The organism is Streptomyces sp. NPDC001137, assembly GCF_040298885.1.
In the GTDB taxonomy this organism is placed as follows: Bacteria; Actinomycetota; Actinomycetes; order Streptomycetales; family Streptomycetaceae; genus Streptomyces.
On record NZ_JBEPBA010000037.1, the window covers coordinates 59,398 to 76,221 of the forward strand.

Annotated in this window: 15 protein-coding genes; 4 read left to right on the forward strand and 11 right to left on the reverse strand. The window is 68.9% G+C overall.

The features are described from left to right. Positions 1-90 precede the first annotated feature (90 nt). Both ABT254_RS42995 and ABT254_RS43000 read left to right on the forward strand, forming a co-directional pair. Positions 91-1,761, forward strand: a complete 1,671-nt coding sequence (locus tag ABT254_RS42995) for an ATP-binding protein (protein ID WP_351483126.1) — start codon at positions 91-93, stop codon at positions 1,759-1,761. Continuing rightward, on the forward strand, positions 1,758-2,438 hold the full coding sequence (locus ABT254_RS43000; RefSeq protein ID WP_351483128.1) for a response regulator: 681 nt from the start codon (positions 1,758-1,760) through the stop codon (positions 2,436-2,438). Before ABT254_RS42995 ends, ABT254_RS43000 begins: the two co-directional genes overlap by 4 nt. 53 nt (positions 2,439-2,491) lie before the next feature. On the opposite strand, the gene ABT254_RS43005 is transcribed toward ABT254_RS43000, so the two are convergent. From ABT254_RS43005 to ABT254_RS43015, 3 genes are all read right to left on the reverse strand, one after another. Then, positions 2,492-3,544 (reverse strand): ABC transporter substrate-binding protein, encoded by a 1,053-nt coding sequence (locus tag ABT254_RS43005; RefSeq protein ID WP_351483130.1) that lies wholly within the window; start codon positions 3,542-3,544, stop codon positions 2,492-2,494. 62 nt (positions 3,545-3,606) lie between these two features. After that, on the reverse strand, positions 3,607-4,485 hold the full coding sequence (locus ABT254_RS43010) for an ABC transporter permease (RefSeq protein WP_351483132.1): 879 nt from the start codon (positions 4,483-4,485) through the stop codon (positions 3,607-3,609). Then, positions 4,475-5,290: an ABC transporter ATP-binding protein gene (locus ABT254_RS43015; RefSeq protein WP_351483134.1), complete on the reverse strand. Its 816-nt coding sequence runs from the start codon at positions 5,288-5,290 to the stop codon at positions 4,475-4,477. The genes ABT254_RS43010 and ABT254_RS43015 overlap by 11 nt, the downstream gene beginning before the upstream one ends. A gap of 161 nt (positions 5,291-5,451) precedes the next feature. Between ABT254_RS43015 and ABT254_RS43020 the strand changes: the two genes are divergently transcribed. Further along, positions 5,452-6,144: a response regulator gene (locus tag ABT254_RS43020; RefSeq protein ID WP_351483136.1), complete on the forward strand. Its 693-nt coding sequence runs from the start codon at positions 5,452-5,454 to the stop codon at positions 6,142-6,144. A 108-nt stretch (positions 6,145-6,252) separates the two neighbouring features. Here the strand turns inward: ABT254_RS43020 and ABT254_RS43025 are convergent, their stop codons facing one another. From ABT254_RS43025 to ABT254_RS43050, 6 genes are all read right to left on the reverse strand, one after another. Next, positions 6,253-7,845, reverse strand: a complete 1,593-nt coding sequence (locus ABT254_RS43025) for a monocarboxylic acid transporter (RefSeq protein ID WP_351483138.1) — start codon at positions 7,843-7,845, stop codon at positions 6,253-6,255. Then, positions 7,842-8,399, reverse strand: coding sequence for a DUF485 domain-containing protein (locus ABT254_RS43030; RefSeq protein WP_351483140.1), 558 nt, complete (start codon positions 8,397-8,399; stop codon positions 7,842-7,844). Before ABT254_RS43030 ends, ABT254_RS43025 begins: the two co-directional genes overlap by 4 nt. 69 nt (positions 8,400-8,468) lie before the next feature. After that, positions 8,469-9,152 (reverse strand): response regulator transcription factor, encoded by a 684-nt coding sequence (locus ABT254_RS43035; protein ID WP_351483142.1) that lies wholly within the window; start codon positions 9,150-9,152, stop codon positions 8,469-8,471. After that, on the reverse strand, positions 9,149-10,300 hold the full coding sequence (locus ABT254_RS43040; protein WP_351483144.1) for a sensor histidine kinase: 1,152 nt from the start codon (positions 10,298-10,300) through the stop codon (positions 9,149-9,151). Before ABT254_RS43040 ends, ABT254_RS43035 begins: the two co-directional genes overlap by 4 nt. Further along, complete coding sequence (locus tag ABT254_RS43045) at positions 10,297-10,821, reverse strand: DUF1453 domain-containing protein (RefSeq protein ID WP_351483146.1); 525 nt, start codon at positions 10,819-10,821, stop codon at positions 10,297-10,299. Before ABT254_RS43045 ends, ABT254_RS43040 begins: the two co-directional genes overlap by 4 nt. 201 nt (positions 10,822-11,022) lie before the next feature. After that, entirely contained in the window at positions 11,023-13,146 is a 2,124-nt protein-coding gene (locus ABT254_RS43050; RefSeq protein WP_351483148.1) for a DNA gyrase/topoisomerase IV subunit B, read from the reverse strand. 442 nt (positions 13,147-13,588) lie between these two features. On the opposite strand from ABT254_RS43050, the gene ABT254_RS43055 reads away from it, so the two are divergent. After that, positions 13,589-13,819 carry a DUF7455 domain-containing protein gene (locus tag ABT254_RS43055; protein ID WP_030945102.1) on the forward strand — a complete coding sequence of 77 codons (231 nt, stop codon included), beginning with the start codon at positions 13,589-13,591 and terminating at the stop codon, positions 13,817-13,819. A gap of 113 nt (positions 13,820-13,932) precedes the next feature. On the opposite strand, the gene ABT254_RS43060 is transcribed toward ABT254_RS43055, so the two are convergent. Further along, a complete protein-coding gene (locus ABT254_RS43060) occupies positions 13,933-14,778 on the reverse strand; it encodes a S1 family peptidase (RefSeq protein WP_351483152.1) in 846 nt (281 codons plus the stop codon). Between the two features lie 137 nt (positions 14,779-14,915). After that, positions 14,916-16,445 carry an RNA polymerase sigma factor gene (locus tag ABT254_RS43065; protein ID WP_351483154.1) on the reverse strand — a complete coding sequence of 510 codons (1,530 nt, stop codon included), beginning with the start codon at positions 16,443-16,445 and terminating at the stop codon, positions 14,916-14,918. Between the last annotated feature and the right edge of the window lie 379 nt (positions 16,446-16,824).

A 16,824-nucleotide genomic window follows, 5' to 3' on the forward strand; every position in this document is an offset into this window, starting at 1 on the left:
CGGCTCAGCATTGATCAGCTCAGCATTGATCAAGAGATGCATGCCACACCCTCTACGGAAGCCTCGGCCCGTCCACGTACCGTCGTGGGTATGAGCCCCACTCCCCCCGCACGCCGCTTGCGCCTCGGTCTGCCGAAGCGGGTCTTCTCGCAGGTGCTGCTGATGCAGGTGGCGATCGCCGCGGGGGTCGCGGTGCTCGCGACCGGACTCTTCCTGGCTCCGCTGAGCAAACAGCTCGACCAGGAGGCGATGCGCCGGGCACTGGCCATCGCCGAGACCACCGCGCAGGACCGGCATATCGCCGAGGGAGTCCTCAATACCCCGCCGACCAGGAACGGCCCGGTGCAGAAGGAGGCCGAGCGCATCCGTCGGGCCACACACGCCGAGTACATCGTGGTGCTGGACCGGAACAAGGTGCGCTGGTCGCACCCCACGCCGTCGGAGATAGGCCACATCGTCTCCACTGACCCCCACGACGCCCTGGCGGGCAAGGAGGTCATGGAGATCGACAGCGGCACCCTGGGCCGCTCGGCCCGCGGCAAAGTACCCCTGCGGGACGCCCACGGCAAGATCATCGGGGCGGTCTCGGTCGGTATCAAGTACGACAGCGTGCGGGCCGACCTCATCGGCGCGATCCCCGGACTGCTCGCCTACGCCGGCGGTGCACTGGCCGTCGGTGCGCTGGCCGCCTGGCTGATCTCACGGCGTGTCCAGCGGCAGACCCGTGACCTGGCCTTCTCTGACATCTCGGCGCTGCTCGCGGAGCGCGAGGCGATGCTGCACGGCATCAGGGAGGGCGTCGTCGCCCTGGACCGGGCCGGTCGCATACGCCTCCTGAACGACGAGGCGCACCGGCTGCTGAGCATCGATGCCGAGGCCGTCGGCCGGTCCCCCGACGAGGCGCTCGGCGAGGGACGTACGGCCGACATCCTGGCCGGCCGGGTGACGGGCACCGACCTGCTCACCGTGCGCGGCCAGCGCGTCCTGGTCGCCAACCGCATGCCCACCGACGACGGCGGCGCCGTGGCGACCCTGCGCGACCGGACCGAGCTGGAGCAGCTCGGCCGGGAACTCGACTCGACGCGGGGCCTGATCGACGCCCTGCGCGCCCAGGACCACGAGCACGCCAACCGTATGCACACGCTCCTGGGACTGCTCGAACTGGAGATGTACGACGATGCCGTGGAGTTCGTCGGAGAGGTGGTCGGTGACCACAGGGTCACGGCGGAACAGGTCACGGAGAAGATCCAGGACCCGCTGATCGCGGCTCTGCTGGTCGGCAAGGCGACCGTCGCGGCCGAGCGCGGCGTCGCCCTGTGGGTGTCGGACCGGACGCGGCTCCCGGACCGGTTGATCGACCCCAGGGGGCTCGTCACGATCGTCGGGAACCTGGTGGACAACGCGCTCGACGCGGTCGCGGGCACCCTCCACGCGCGCGTGGAGGTCGAGTTGCGCGCGGAAGGGCGTACCGCCGTCCTCAGGGTGCGCGACACCGGGCCCGGGATCCCTGCGGAACAACACGAGTTGATCTTCACTGACGGGTGGTCCACGAAGGAGCCGCCCGCACACCGCAAGCGCGGTATCGGCCTGTCCATGGTGCGCAGGCTCGCGGAGCGTCAGGGCGGCAGCGCGAAAGTGGGCGAAGCGGACGGTGGCGGCGCGGAGTTCACCGTCGTCCTGCCGGAAGCGCTGACCGACCCGGCACAAGAGCCGGCCCTCACGGCAACCGCGGACACGACCGTCAAGGAGGAGTCGCGATGATCGAGGTCCTGGTCGTGGACGACGACACCAGGGTCGCCCAGGTCAACGCCGCCTACGTCGAGAAGGTGCCGGGCTTCCACGTGGTCGGCGAGGCGCACAGCGCCGCCGAGGCGCTGCGCCGGCTGGAGACGCTGCCGCGTCCGGACCTGGTCCTCATGGACCACTACCTGCCCGACGACACGGGTCTCGCGGTCGTCCAGGAGATGCGCCGGCGCGGCCACCAGACCGACGTGATCATGGTGACGGCGGCCCGTGACGTGTCGACCGTGCAGGCCGCGATGCGGCACGGCGCGCTCCAGTACCTGGTCAAGCCGTTCGCCTTCGCAGGACTGCGCGCCAAGCTGGAGGCGTACGCGGAACTGCGCCGCACGCTCGACGGCGGCGGCGAGGCGGAGCAGGCCGAGGTGGACCGCATCTTCGGTGCCCTGTCGGCCTCTTCGGAGCCGGGGCTGCCCAAGGGCCACTCCCCCACCACCGCGGAACTCGTACGTCAGTCCCTGATAAGCGCCGAGGGCCCGCTGTCGGCCCAGGAGATCGCCGACCGGACCGGAGTGAGCCGGCAGACCGCTCAGCGCTATCTGAAGCTCCTGGAGCGCACGGGACGGGCCCGGCTGACGCTGAAATACGGCGACGCGGGCCGCCCTGAACACCGTTACGTGTGGGCGACCCGCGCCTGAGGGCACGGCCGGTGGGGGCGGGGAAGGGGCCGTGCCCCCACCTACATACGGATTCAGCCCGCGGCCTTCTCCACGAACTCGGTGGTGAACGTCTTGCTCAGATCCACCTTGGCGTTCTTGATGTTGGGGTTGAACGCCTTGAGGACCTTCTCGACCGTCTCGGGGCCGTCCTTGGGCATGACACCGTCCTTGGTGAACATCGGCAGCGTGCTCTCGATGGCTGCCGCGTACAGGACCTTGTTGCCCTGCGAGTAGTCGGCGGGCATCTTGTCGGCGATCTGCGTCGAGCTGTGGGTGGACATCCACTTGAGCGTCTTGACGAATGCATTGGCCAACTTCTGGACGGTGTCCTTGTGACTGTTGACCCAGTCCGTCTGCATGTACAGGCTTGACGACGGGTACGGGCCGCCGAGCGCCTCCTGGGAGCCCTCCGGCGTCCGCATGTCGAGAAGGACCTTGCCCGCCTTCTTGTCGAGGATGGTGGCGACGGTCGGGTCGGTCGTCATACCGCCGTCGATGGCACCCTTCTGGAGCGCCGAGATGAAGGTCGGTCCCGCGCCGACGGCAACCGGCGTGAACTCACTGACGTTCACCCCGTTCTTGACGGCCAGGTACTTGGTGAGGAAGTCGGTCGACGAGCCGAGACCGGTGATGCCGAGCTTCTTGCCCTTGAAGTCCTTGGGCGACTTGATGTCGCCCGCCGCCTTGCTGGAGACGATCTCCACCTCTCCGGGCGCGTGCGAGAACTGCACCACGGACTCCACCGACTTGCCCTTCGTCTGCAGGTCGAGGGTGTGGTCGTAGAAGCCGACGGCCCCTTGGACCTGCCCGGAGACGAGAGCGGTCTCGGCCTGGACACCGGCGGGCTCGCTCAGCATCTCCACGTCGAGGCCCTCGGCGTCGAAGTAGCCGAGCCGCTGGGTGAGCATCGCGGGCAGGTAGATGACCTTGTCGAGGCCACCGACCATGATCTTGACCTTCGTACCCTTGCCGTCGCCCTTGCTGGTGGAGGTCGTACTGGCCGCGTCGTTGGCACAGGCGGTGAGCGAGGAGAGGGCGAGCAGGCCGGCGGCGGCCAGGGTGGTGTATCTGGCGGACTTGCGCATGAGGGTTCACGTCCTTGTGAGAGGGCGGTGCGGGGAAGACGGGGGGTGGCTTGTGAGGGCGTTCAGCTGTCGGAACCCGACGGCTTCCACCGGAAGATGCGGCGCTCGGCGAAGGTCAGCAGTCCCTCGGCGGCGAGTGCGACGACGGCGAGGATGACCATCGCCGCGTACACACCGGCGGTGTTGAAGGTCCCCTGCGACTGGGAGATGAGCATGCCGACGCCCTTGGTCGCGCCGAGGTACTCGCCGACGATGGCGCCGATGAGGGCGAAGCCGAAGCTGACATGGAGACTGGTGAAGATCCAGGAGGTGGCGGAAGGGATGACCACCTGAAGCGTCACCCGTCGATTGCTCGCACCGAGGATCCGGGCGTTGGCCACGAGGTTGCGGTCGACCTCGCGGGCACCCTGGAAGGCGTTGAAGAAGACCGGGAAGAAGACCAGCACGACCGCCGACGCGACCTTGGAGGCGGGGCCGAGCCCGAACCAGATCATGAAGATCGGGGCAAGGACGATCCTGGGTATCGAGTTGAGCACCTTGATGTATGGACCAAGGACATCGGCGAGGAAGGTGATCCGCCCAAGGGTGATGCCGAACACGACACCGGCGATCACACCGAGGACCCAGCCGAGCAGCGCCTCGTAGAGCGTGTACCAGATCTGCTCCCCCAGCGGCCCCTGCGCCGTCCCGTGCATCACCCAGGTGTAGATCTGGTCCCAGATCTTCGAAGGCATCGAGAAGTTGAACGGGTCGATGACCTTGGTCCGGGCGAACAGCTCCCACACCCCCAGGACTGCGACCAGGAGCAGCAGGCGGGTGACCACGACGACGATCTTGCGTCTACGGGCGGCACGCGCGCGAGACTGCGCACGGTCCGTCTTGTTGCCGGGCTCGGTCACAGTGAGCGCGACCTGTGCTTCGGGCATGACGTCAGGCGACATTGGCGACGCCCCTCTCACGGGTGATGCGGACCTCTTCGCCGAGGGACTCCCAGATCTCGCGGTAGATCTCGATGAACCGCGGCTCAAGGCGCACGGACTCGACCTTGCGCGGCCGCGGCAGATCGATGTCGAAGATCTGCTTCACGGTGGCCGGACCGGCCGTCATGACGACGACCTTGTCGGCCAGCGCGATCGACTCCTCCAGGTCGTGGGTGACGAAGACCACCGAGGCGCCCGTGCCCTCCCACAGCTCGAGCAGCTCGTCCGACATCAGCGCCCTGGTCTGCACGTCGAGCGCCGAGAAGGGCTCGTCCATCAGCAGGATCTCGGGGTCGTTGACGAAGGTCGCGGCGAGCGCGACACGCTTGCGCTGGCCGCCGGAGAGCTGGTGCGGGTAGCGGTCCTCGAAGGCGGCGAGCCCGACCCGGGCCAGCCACTCGCGGGCCTTCTCCTTGGCCTCCGCCTTGGGCACACCGCGAAAACGAGGGCCCGCCATGACGTTCGACAGCACGGTGCGCCAGGGGAAGGTGGCGTCCTGCTGGAAGACGAAACCGACCTTGTCGCCGACGCCGCGAACCGGCTCCCCGGCGACCAGAACCTCGCCCTCGGTGGGCTCCTCCAACCCGCTGACCAGGGTCAACGTGGTCGACTTACCGCACCCCGTGGGGCCGACGACCGCCACGAACTCACCGCGCCCGACCGTGAGGTCCAGCTCCCTGACGGCCGTGTGCAGACCCCCCGACGGGGTCCTGAAGATCTTGCTCGCGCCCCGTAGCTGGATGGCGGGGCTGGTGTCTGCGCTCATGGCCGGGGACGGTAGATGTGGCCCGGGCCACAACAGCAGCCTTGTGAGCGCATGCCGTTCTTTTGCTTGCAACAGCCTGTTGTGCTCGTTTTGCGCGCGCTACAACAGCGGAGCCGAAACACGGGCTTAACGCTCGCCAGGCCTTGACAGAAAGAGGCCCGATGATTGACGTCCTGGTCGTGGACGACGACTTCCGCGTCGCCGAGATCAACGCCAAGTACGTGGGAAAGGTTCCCGGCTTCCGGGTCGCCGCCCGCGCGCACAGCGCTGCCCAGGCGCTGGCCAGCGTGCAGCGCGGGGCCATCGATCTGGTCCTGCTCGACCACTACCTGCCCGACCAGACGGGCCTCGAACTCGTCCACCGCATGCGGGAACAGGGCCTCGGCACGGACGTCATCATGATCACCGCGGCCAGCGACGTGGCGACCGTGCAGGCCGCGATGCGCCTGGGCGCGCTGCACTATCTGGTCAAGCCGTTCACTTTCGCCGCGCTGCGCACCCGCCTCGACTCGTACGCCGCGCTCCGCCGCACCGTCGACCGCGTCGGCGGCCGCGGCATCGCAGGCCAGGAGCAGGTGGACCGGATCTTCGGTGCCCTGCGCACCACGCCGGCACCCTCGTCACCAGGCCTGCCCAGCGGCCACTCGGAACCGACGACCGACCTGATCTGCCGGGTCCTGCACCACGCCGAACAGCCGCTCTCGGCCCACGAGGTGGCCGCGGAGACCGGCCTGAGCCGCTCCACCGCCCAGCGCTACCTCCGCCACCTCGAACAGGCCGGCCGCCTCCGCCTCTCCCTCAAGTACGGCGACACAGGGCGCCCGGAACACCGGTACGCATGGGTGGCGCCGTAGCCCGAAGCCTGCGCTGTACGCCGTACGACACTGCTGCAGGCGTACGACGACGATCAGGCGCGTGTCGATCAGGCGCGTTTCCTACGACGTTGAGGGCGGCGGCGTTTCCTAGGCGGCCCCCGCTCCCGTCAGCGCCCGCACCTCGGTCTCCGCGTGCTTGGCCTCGTCGGGGACCTCGTCGGAGGTGACCGTGCCGAGCCAGCCCGCGAGAAAACCCATCGGGCTCGACACCAGGCCGGGGTTCTGGAGCGGGAAGTACTGGAAGTCGACGGCCGGGAACAGCGATTCCGGACTGCCGGAGACCACGGGCGACAGCACGACGAGGGCGAGCGCGGGGACCAGCCCGCCGTATACGGCCCACACGGCACCGCGGGTGGTGAAGCCGCGCCAGAACAGCGAGTAGAGCAGCACCGGGAGGTTCGCGGACGCGGCGACCGCGAACGCGAGGCCGACCAGGAAGGCGACGTTGAGGTCGCGGGCCAGCAGACCGAGGGCGATCGCGAGCACGCCGATGCCGACGGAGGCGACGCGCGCCACGGCCACTTCGCTGCGCGGCTCGGCCCGGCTGCGCCGCAATGACGCGTAAAGATCGTGGGCCACGGACGCAGAGGAGGCGAGCGTGATTCCGGCGACCACCGCGAGGATCGTGGCGAAGGCGACGGCGGCGACGACCGCGAAAAGAACCGTTCCTGCGGTGGAGTTCGCGCCGCCGCCCAGGGCGAGCGCCAGCAGCGGGACCGCCGTGTTCCCGGCTGCGTTCGACCCGCGTACCGCATCCGGCCCGACGATCGCGGCCGCCCCGAAGCCGAGGATGATCGTCATCAGGTAGAAGCCGCCGATGAGCCCGATCGACCAGAGCGCCGAGCACCGCGCGGCCCGGGCGGTGGGCACCGTGTAGAAGCGGGACAGGATGTGCGGCAGCCCTGCCGTGCCCAGCACCAGGGCGAGCCCCAGGCTGATGAAGTCCAGGCGGGCGGTCCAGTCCCCGCCGTACTTCAGCCCCGGGGCCAGGAACGCATCGCCGTGACCACTGCGCGCGGCCGCCGTCAGCAGCAGCCGGTCGAAGTCGCCGTGGAACCGGAGCAGGACGAGCACGGTCAACGCGACCGTTCCCGCGAGCAGCAGTACCGCCTTGACGATCTGGATCCACGTGGTGGCCCGCATCCCTCCCAGCGACACATAGATCACCATGAGCGCGCCGACACCGATGACGGTCCAGGCCCGCGCCGCCGCGCTCGTGCCCCCGAGCAGCAGGGCGACCAGGCTGCCCGCCCCCACCATCTGCGCCACCAGATACAGAACGGACACGGTGACCGAGGAAGTTCCCGCCGCGATCCGCACGGGCCGCTCCCTCATCCGCGCCGCAATCACGTCGGCGAGCGTGAACCTCCCGCAGTTGCGTACCAGTTCGGCGACGAGGAAGAGCACCAGCAGCCAGGCGACGAGGAAGCCGACCACGTACAGCAGTCCGTCGTACCCGAAGAGCGCGATGAGCCCCGTGACACCCAGGAAGGAAGCGGCCGACATGTAGTCCCCCGCGATGGCAAAACCATTCTCCATGGGCGAGAAGAGACGCCCGCCCGCGTAGAACTCCTCGGCCGAACCCCGTCGGTTACGGCTCACCCACGTCGTGATCGCCAGCGTGATGGCGACGAACACGCTGAACAGAAACAGCGCAAGCGTCTGATGGTCGCCCGTCACAAGGCACCACCTCGGACTCCCCGCGTCAACTCCTGGGTGTTCCACCGCAGTTCCAGCGCGGCCCGGTCGCGGCGCAGCCGCGCGTGCCGCGCGTAGGCCCACGCGAACAGGAAGGTGCTCAGGAACTGTCCGAGCCCGGCGAGCATCGCCACGTTCATGGCGCCGGCCACGGGGTGCGCCATCAGCCGGGGCGCGGTGGTGGCGGTCACGAGGTATGCCACGTACCAGACGAGGAAGACAACGACTCCCGGCACGACAAACCTGAGGTATCTGCTGCGCACGTCCTGGAACGCCGCGCTGCGCTGCACCTCGAGATACACGTCGGCCGCAGCGGCCGTCTCGTCCTCGCTCGTCCGGCGCTCAGGCCCGGCCTCGGGCACGGGGCTGCCCACGCCGTCCGACTCGCCCCATCCGGAGGCGAGTGCGTCGTACCACGGGTCGTCGTACCTGGCACCTCCGGAAGCCTCTGCGGGGGACGGGGCATGATCGCGGTGCTCGGCCGAACCATCGGCGCCGCCCCCGCCTCCGCGGGGGCGGTCGTTGCTTGACTGCATGCCCAAGGATGGACAGAACGGCAAGGTCCCCGACTCTTCTTCTCCGCGCTCTTCACCCCATCAGGTGACTCATCCCGCCGGCGGCCGCGCGAGCCCCTTCGCATACGCGTAACGCACCGCCTGGGCACGGTCCTTGAGCCCCGTCTTGGCGAAGAGGTTGTTGATGTGAGTCTTCACGGTCGCGGTGGAGACATGCAGCTTGCGGGCGATCTCCTGGTTGCTGAGGCCGTCGGCGATCAGCAGCAGCACCTCGGTCTCGCGCGCGGTGAGCCCGTCCGGCGCTTCCGTCGCAGCCGGCGGCTGCGGCTCCGGACCAGACAGCCGCTCCAGCAGCCGCCGTTGGATGCTCGGCGACAGCCCGGCGTCCCCGGACAGCACGCTCTGCACGGCCCGTACGATCTCGTCCCCGCCCGCGTCCTTGGTGAGATAGCCGCGTGCCCCAGCCCGCAACGCCGGGAACAGGGACTCGTCATCCGCGTACGTCGTGAGCACCACGACCTGCGTCCCCGGGTACCGCGTGCGAATGCGCCGGGTCGCCTCCACCCCGTCACAGCGCGGCATGCGCAGGTCCATCAGCACCACGTCCGGGGCGAGTTCCGCCACCAGTTGCACCGCCTCGTCCCCGTCCCCCGCGGCACCGACGACCTCGACCCCGGGCAGCAGGCCCAGCAGCATCACGATGCCCTCACGCACCACGGTCTGGTCGTCCGCGACCACTACGCGCGCAGGCCGCGCCTCCGTCCCTTCCGTCATACAGGCACCTTCAGCGTCACCGCGAACCCCTCCTCGCCCGGCCCTGCCTCCAGCGAGCCGCCCAACAGCTCGGCACGCTCGCGCATGCCCAGCAGACCGTACCCGGCGCCCGCCCCGGCGAGTTCGCCCGGCGTACCGCCGGAGTCCCGTACATCCAGCGTCACTTGATGGTCGCTGTAGTCGAGCCGCACCCGCACCTTGGCGCCCGGCGCATGCTTGCGCACGTTCGTCAGGGCCTCCTGCGCGACTCTGCGCACCGCCTGTGACGCCTCCGCGGGCAGCTGCCTGCGCTCACCCGTAATGGTGACCTCGGCACCGGCCGACGCACCGACGAGCTGCGAGAGGAAGTCCTCCAGCGGAGTCAGCTCTCCGCGCAGCGCCGAGAGCGCCTGCCGCGTCTCGTCGAGACCGTCACGGGCCATGCCCCTTGCCGCCACCACCCGCTCCAGGATCTGGTCCCGGCCTGCGCCCCGCTCGATGAGCAGCCGGGCTGCCTCCAGGTGCACGAGTTGGGCAGACAGGCTGTGCGCCAGGACGTCATGGATCTCCCGTGCGATCCGGGCCCGCTCCGCGAGCGCCGCCGACTCCGCCTCCGCTGCCCGGGCGGCACGCTCCTGGGCGAGCAGGCGCTGGGCGCTGCCCCGGGCTTCGGCGTCGAGGCGCAGGACGTAGCCGGCCAGGGCCAGGCCCGCCGTCGTGGCCGCCGTGGTCAGCCACACGTCGTTGTCGACCGCGGCGTAGGACGCGAGGGCCACGGAGGCCGTCGGCCACGCGACCGCCAGCGGCAGCCGTTCCAGCGCGGTGACGGCGCAGCCGCACCAGAGGACGAGCGCCGGTGCCCGGAAGCCCAGGGCCTGGGCGCCGACGGCCAGTCCCAGGAGCGCAAGCAGGATGCCGAGGGAGGGCCAGAGCCTGTGCTGGAACGTGGTCCGGTACAGGGCCCACGCGAGTACTCCGGCCACGACCACACCGAGGCCACCCACGACCGTCACCCAGCCGTGGACCCGGCTGCTGTTGAAGGCGCCCCACAGCAGGATGGAGAGGGCGAACAACCTCACGACCCAGGCGAGCATGCGCCGAGGTCGCGAGATATCTGCCCGCCCGAGCGCCTCCCGCGAGGGCCAGCGCATCCAGGCGTTCTGCGTCACACGCGCTCCTTCCGCGCGGGGCGGACCATGAAGTCACCGTACGCCGTGCCCCCACCGTCCGCGGGAGCCACGGACTGCGCCCGCCAGACCAGGATCCCGGAGCGGACCAGGAGGGTGGCCGCGAGGGCGACGAGCAGGGCCGAGCTGTCCTGATGGACGCCGATCAGGGCGCCGAGGGCGAAGAGGCCGACACGCAGGGCGATACCGACGATCCAGACGCTCACGCTCGCCTTGGTGCTCTTGCTCCACACACTTCCGTCCGGCTCCGCCCATATTCGGGTCGTCCAGGCCCATCCGGCCCCGGTGGCAAGGCCGATGAGCAGCTCGGCACCCAGTAGGACGACCGACTCCGTGCGGTGGTGGGCGTCGACGATGCCGGGCTCGCGGAGCGCCACTACGGCGAGGATCACAGGCAACAGCCACCAGCGCCTGCCCGTGCCGATCTGCTGCGCGCGGAACTGCCGCACGACTACGAGAACGACGACAGCCGCGATCGCCAGCGCGTTGACGAGCCCGGACATCAGAGCCTCCGTGAGCGAAGAGGGGAGTCGGCAGCGAGTGCCGTCGACGCCTTCGACGCTACGGAAGTCCGCAGGTCAGCAGATCGGAGCAGGGGTGGATCGTGGGTGGATCCGCAAACGGCTGTCGGCTCCACCCACGGGTGGAGCCGACGTACGACGACCATGGTCATCCCGGCCGAGCCCTCCGGCCCGGCGCAACGCCTACGCGTCGATGCGCGACCGGTCCAGCGTCGCCGCCGAGCTGGAGATGAACTCCTTGCGCGGTGCCACGTCGTTGCCCATCAGCAGATCGAAGACCGTCTCCGCGGAGTCCAGGTCGGAGAGGTTGATCCGGCGCAGGGTGCGGTGTCGCGGGTCCATGGTGGTCTCGGCCAGCTGGTCGGCGTCCATCTCGCCGAGGCCCTTGTAGCGCTGGATGGAGTCCTTGTAGCGGATGCCCTTGCTCTGGAACTCCAGCAGCTTGTCGCGCAGTTCACGGTCCGAGTAGGTGTAGACGTACTTGTCCTGGCCCTTCTTCGGCTGGACGATCTCGATGCGGTGCAGCGGCGGCACGGCGGCGAACACCCGGCCCGCCTCGACCATGGGCCGCATGTACCGGTGGAACAGCGTCAGCAGCAGGGTCCGGATGTGCGAGCCGTCCACATCGGCATCGGTCATCATGATGATCTTGCCGTAGCGGGCCGCGTCGATGTCGAACGTCCGGCCCGAGCCGGCTCCTATGACCTGGATGATCGCGCCGCACTCGGCGTTCTTGAGCATGTCGGTCACGGACGACTTCTGGACATTGAGGATCTTGCCGCGGATCGGCAGCAGAGCCTGGAACTCGGAGTTCCGCGCCAGCTTGGCGGTGCCGAGCGCGGAGTCCCCCTCGACGATGAACAGTTCGCTGCGGTCCACGTCGTCGCTGCGGCAGTCGGCCAGCTTCGCGGGCAGCGACGAGGACTCCAGAGCCGTCTTCCGGCGCTGGGCGTCCTTGTGCTGGCGCGCCGCGATGCGCGTCCGGGCAGCGGCGACGGCCTTCTCCATGACCACACGGGCCTGCGCTGCGGCATCCCGCTTCGTGGAGGTCAGGAACGCCTTGAGTTCCTTGGAGATCACGGTGTTCACGATGCGGCGGGCCGCCGAGGTGCCGAGGACCTCCTTGGTCTGGCCCTCGAACTGGGGCTCGGCGAGGCGGACGGTGACCACCGCGGTGAGGCCCTCGAGGGCGTCGTCCTTGACGATGTCGTCCTCGGCGACGCGCAGCAGCTTCTTCGCGCGCAGCACCTCGTTCATCGTCTTGGTGACCGCCTGCTCGAAGCCGGCGACGTGGGTGCCTCCCTTGGGGGTGGCGATGATGTTGACGAACGACTTCAGGGTCGTGTCGTAGCCGGTGCCCCAGCGCATGGCGACGTCGACGCCGAGTTCACGGGTGACCTCGGTGGGCGTCATCTGGCCGTGGTCGTCCAGGACCGGGACCGTCTCCTTGAAGGTGCCCTGGCCCGAGAAGCGGAGGACGTCGTTGACCGGCTTGTCGCTCGCCAGGTACTCGCAGAACTCGCTGATGCCCCCGTCGAAGCGGAAGGACTCCTCGCCCTTGCTGCCGCCCTCGCCGAGCCCGAACTCGTCACGGACGACGATGGTCAGGCCGGGCACCAGGAACGCCGTCTGACGGGCACGCTGGTGCAGGTTCTCCAGGGAGAGCTTGGCGTCCTTGAGGAAGATCTGCCGGTCGGCCCAGTAACGCACGCGCGTGCCGCTGCGGGTCTTGGGGATCCGCTTCGCCTTGCGCAGCCCGCTGGTGGCCTCGAACTTGGCGTCGGGTCCGTTCCCGGCGAAGGCACCCGGCACGCCGCGCCGGAAGCTGATCGCATGGGTGTGGCCGCCGCGGTCCACCTCGACGTCCAGGCGGGCCGACAGGGCGTTCACCACAGAGGCGCCCACACCGTGCAGACCGCCGGAGGCCGCGTACGAACCGCCGCCGAACTTGCCGCCGGCGTGCAGCTTGGTCATGACGACCTCGACGCCGGAGAGACCGGTCTTGGGCTCGACGTCGACCGGGATGCCCCGGCCGTTGTCCCGGACCTCCACCGAGCCGTCGTCGTGGAGGATCACCTCGATGTGGTCGCAGTAGCCCCCGAGGGCCTCGTCGACGGAGTTGTCGATGATCTCCCACAGGCAGTGCATCAGACCGCGGCTGTCGGTGGACCCGATGTACATGCCCGGGCGCTTGCGCACGGCCTCGAGCCCCTCGAGGACGAGCAGGTGCCGCGCGGTGTAGTTGGAACCGTCCCGGTCTGCTCCTGCCAGCAGCGCTGTGGACGGCACGGACGTCTCGGCGGTCACGCGGTTCGCTCCTCGCTGAATTTCAGGTGGGGCCCTGGTGGGTAAGGACCCGGCTTCGGTCGCCGTCAAGAGGGTACCGAGGCCTGGTAGAGCCGTTGTAACGCCACCCTCGTCTTGAGTTAAGACTAGTCCAGAGTCGCATGCATGTTCGATCCCTCGATGGAGTGAAGTACATATCACGTTCCCTTCGAGGCATGAACCATTTAGGCTCCGGGCACGTCCTCATGAACAACCGGCAAGCCAGCCGGGAGGACCAGACATTGACAGACTGCGCGAACCCGTACGACACACAGACACGCAATACGGCACATTCGCCGCCAACCGGCAGCAGACAGCCGGCCTCGAAAGATTTTTTCGAGGAAAAGCCCGGGGCGGGAACGTTTTAGGGCTGGTTGGATGTTGACCCTGGTACGACAGCTCGTCGAGCTAGAGAAGAGGCGACGTGACTACTGTTCTGACCCCCGCGAGCCCACTGACGGCCGCCGATCGCTGCGACCGCTGTGGCGCGCAGGCCTACGTGCGCGTTGTCCTGCTCAGCGGCGGAGAACTGCTCTTCTGCGCCCACCACGGCCGCAAGTTCGAGCCGGAACTCAAGAAGATCGCCGCTGAGATACAGGACGAGACGGAGCGGCTGACGTCCGTTCCGGCATCCGCCTCCGAAGAAGAGCGCTGATACCTCGCACATACGACGAGCCAGCTCCGGCACAGGCCGGTACGGGCGGCGCGGCCCCTGCCTTCAGGGACCGCGCCGCCCGCGCTCGTACCCCGGATGCCGCCTGGGCACCGTCAGTGGGCCCTGCCGCCGCTGCGCCGACTCATCCCTCGTAGAGCCTCGGACACACGCGTATAGACGCCTGGGCTGCCCGCACGACCGCAGCCGCTCCCCCAGGACACGAGCCCGATGAGCTTGCCCTGGGCGACAAGAGGCCCACCGCTGTCCCCCTGGCAGGCGTCGTGGCCCCCTCCCGCCTCCCCGGCGCACAACATGCTCTTGGCCTGGTACGTGCCGTCGGCGCTGCCCGGATACGCCTCCTCGCACCGGGCGTCGGGCAGCACGTGCACGCGTGTCGCCCGCAGACTGTGTGCGTAGTCACCGCCACCGGTGAGATCTCCCCACCCGGAGACGGTCGCGCTCGTGCCCGGCTTGTACGCAGGGTCGCCGGCGGCCGCCATCGCGATGACCGACCTGCGCGGCAGCGGTGTGGCGAGGGTGAGCACGGCGAAGTCCTCGGCGTTGCTGTCGCTGTCGAACGTCGGACTCACCTGGACGTCGCGTACCGAGATCTCCCGGCCGCGATCCGAAAGCAGATCCGTACGGTTCGCGATGACCTTGAGGTCGTGGACGCGCTCCGGCGGCGCCCCCAGGACGTCCTCAGCCATGCAGTGGGCCGCGGTGAGCACGGTCGTACGGCCGATGGCCACACCGCCGCAGAACTGCCCCGCCCGCGTACCCCCGAACCGGTCACGGCTGGAGAGCGCCACCGTCCACGGGCTCTCCGACACGTCGATCGGGAAACTCCCTATGACAACGCTGTCGGCGGCCACTGGGGCAGTGGAAAGCAACGGTATTGCGGTCGCCGCGGCCACAAGGGCCAGCGGCCGGGCCAGCGCCCGGACAAAGGGACGACGCATACGAGCTCCTCACTCTGGGATGGTCGTGGGAGACCCAGAGTGATCCAGCCCGTCACACCCCGCACCTGCGCGACGGCACGAGAAGGCCCGGTCCCCCACGCGGGAGAACCGGGCCTTCGGTGTCGTACGTCGGCGACCTAGTCGAGGTAGTCGCGCAGCACCTGGGAACGCGACGGGTGGCGCAGCTTCGACATGGTCTTGGACTCGATCTGGCGGATGCGCTCGCGCGTGACGCCGTACACCTTGCCGATCTCGTCGAGGGTCTTCGGCTGACCGTCGGTGAGACCGAAGCGCATCGAGACGACGCCCGCCTCGCGCTCGGACAGGGTGTCGAGCACGGAGTGCAGCTGCTCCTGCAGGAGCGTGAAGCTGACCGCGTCGGCCGGAACGACCGCTTCGGAGTCCTCGATGAGGTCACCGAACTCGCTGTCGCCGTCCTCGCCCAGCGGGGTGTGCAGGGAGATGGGCTCGCGGCCGTACTTCTGGACCTCGATGACCTTCTCGGGGGTCATGTCGAGTTCCTTGGCCAGCTCCTCCGGGGTGGGCTCGCGGCCCAGGTCCTGGAGCATCTGGCGCTGCACGCGCGCGAGCTTGTTGATGACCTCGACCATGTGCACCGGGATACGGATGGTGCGGGCCTGGTCGGCCATGGCGCGGGTGATCGCCTGACGGATCCACCAGGTGGCGTACGTGGAGAACTTGTAGCCCTTGGTGTAGTCGAACTTCTCGACCGCGCGGATCAGACCGAGGTTGCCCTCCTGGATGAGGTCCAGGAAGAGCATGCCGCGGCCGGTGTAGCGCTTGGCCAGGGAGACCACCAGACGGAGGTTGGCCTCCAGGAGGTGGTTCTTGGCGCGGCGGCCGTCCTCGGCGATGATCTCCAGCTCGCGCTTGAGCTTCGGGGCCAGCTTGTCGGCGTTGGACAGCTTGTCCTCGGCGAACAGGCCCGCCTCGATGCGCTTGGCGAGCTCGACCTCCTGCTCGGCGTTGAGCAGGGGGACCTTGCCGATCTGCTTGAGGTAGTCCTTGACCGGGTCGGCGGTGGCGCCCGCAGCGGCGACCTGCTGGGCCGGCGCGTCGTCCTCGTCCTCGTCGGAGAGCACGAAGCCCGCGCTCTCGGCGCCCTCGGGCTCGTCGGCGCCCTTGGGGGCGTCCTCGAGCACCTCTTCCTCGACGACCTCGGCGTCGTCCTTCTTGGCGCTGGTCTTCTTGGCCGCCGTCTTCTTGGCGACGGTCTTCTTCGCGGGCGCCGCCTTCTTGGCGACCGCCTTCTTCGCAGCGACCTTCGCGGCGTCGTCCTCGACGGGCGTGTCGGCGGCGGGCGCCTCGGGGGTGGCGGTGGCGGTGGCCTTCTTTGCGGTCACCGTCTTCGCCGCGACCGTCTTGGTGGCGGTGCGCTTGGCCGGACTCTTCGCTGCGACGCTCTTCCGGGTGCGCTTGGGCTCCGCGGCACTGACCATCAGCGTCACACCCTCTTCCTCGAGGATCTGGTTGAGGCTGCGCAGTACGTTCTTCCACTGAGTGGCCGGAATCTGGTCAGCTTCGAAGGCCCGACGCACATCGTCGCCGGCGATCTGCCCCTCAGCCTTTCCCCGCTCAATCAGAGCCATGACAGAGACGGACTCGGCGATCTCCGGCGGGAGCGTACGGGATGTGCTGGCCGACACGAACAACCTCTCGGAACGTTGGAAAACGGCTTCCGGCCCCGTCCAGGACGGACAGGAGCCGACCGCCGGCTTGGGGATTGGGCCGACGGCGCGGGCGGGACCGGGAAGATGCACAGCGCCGCAAACGGCGTCCGTATTCCCTCCTCGGCTGTCACCTCTTAGGTCATCGCGCTGTTTCCCGGAGTGTTACGCCCAATCTGCGTGGTCCGAATCACACCCTGTAAGCACCCAAAAATGTACAGACAAGGACATACAGGGTCAGCCATGGGGCGAGATCGGGGCTTTCCCAAAGGTCCCCGCGGCCCTTGGCGCCGTCGGGGGGGGGGCCGGCCAGGTTGGCCATGTCGGGGGGGGGGCGGTTTAGGGCGACAACAAGGAA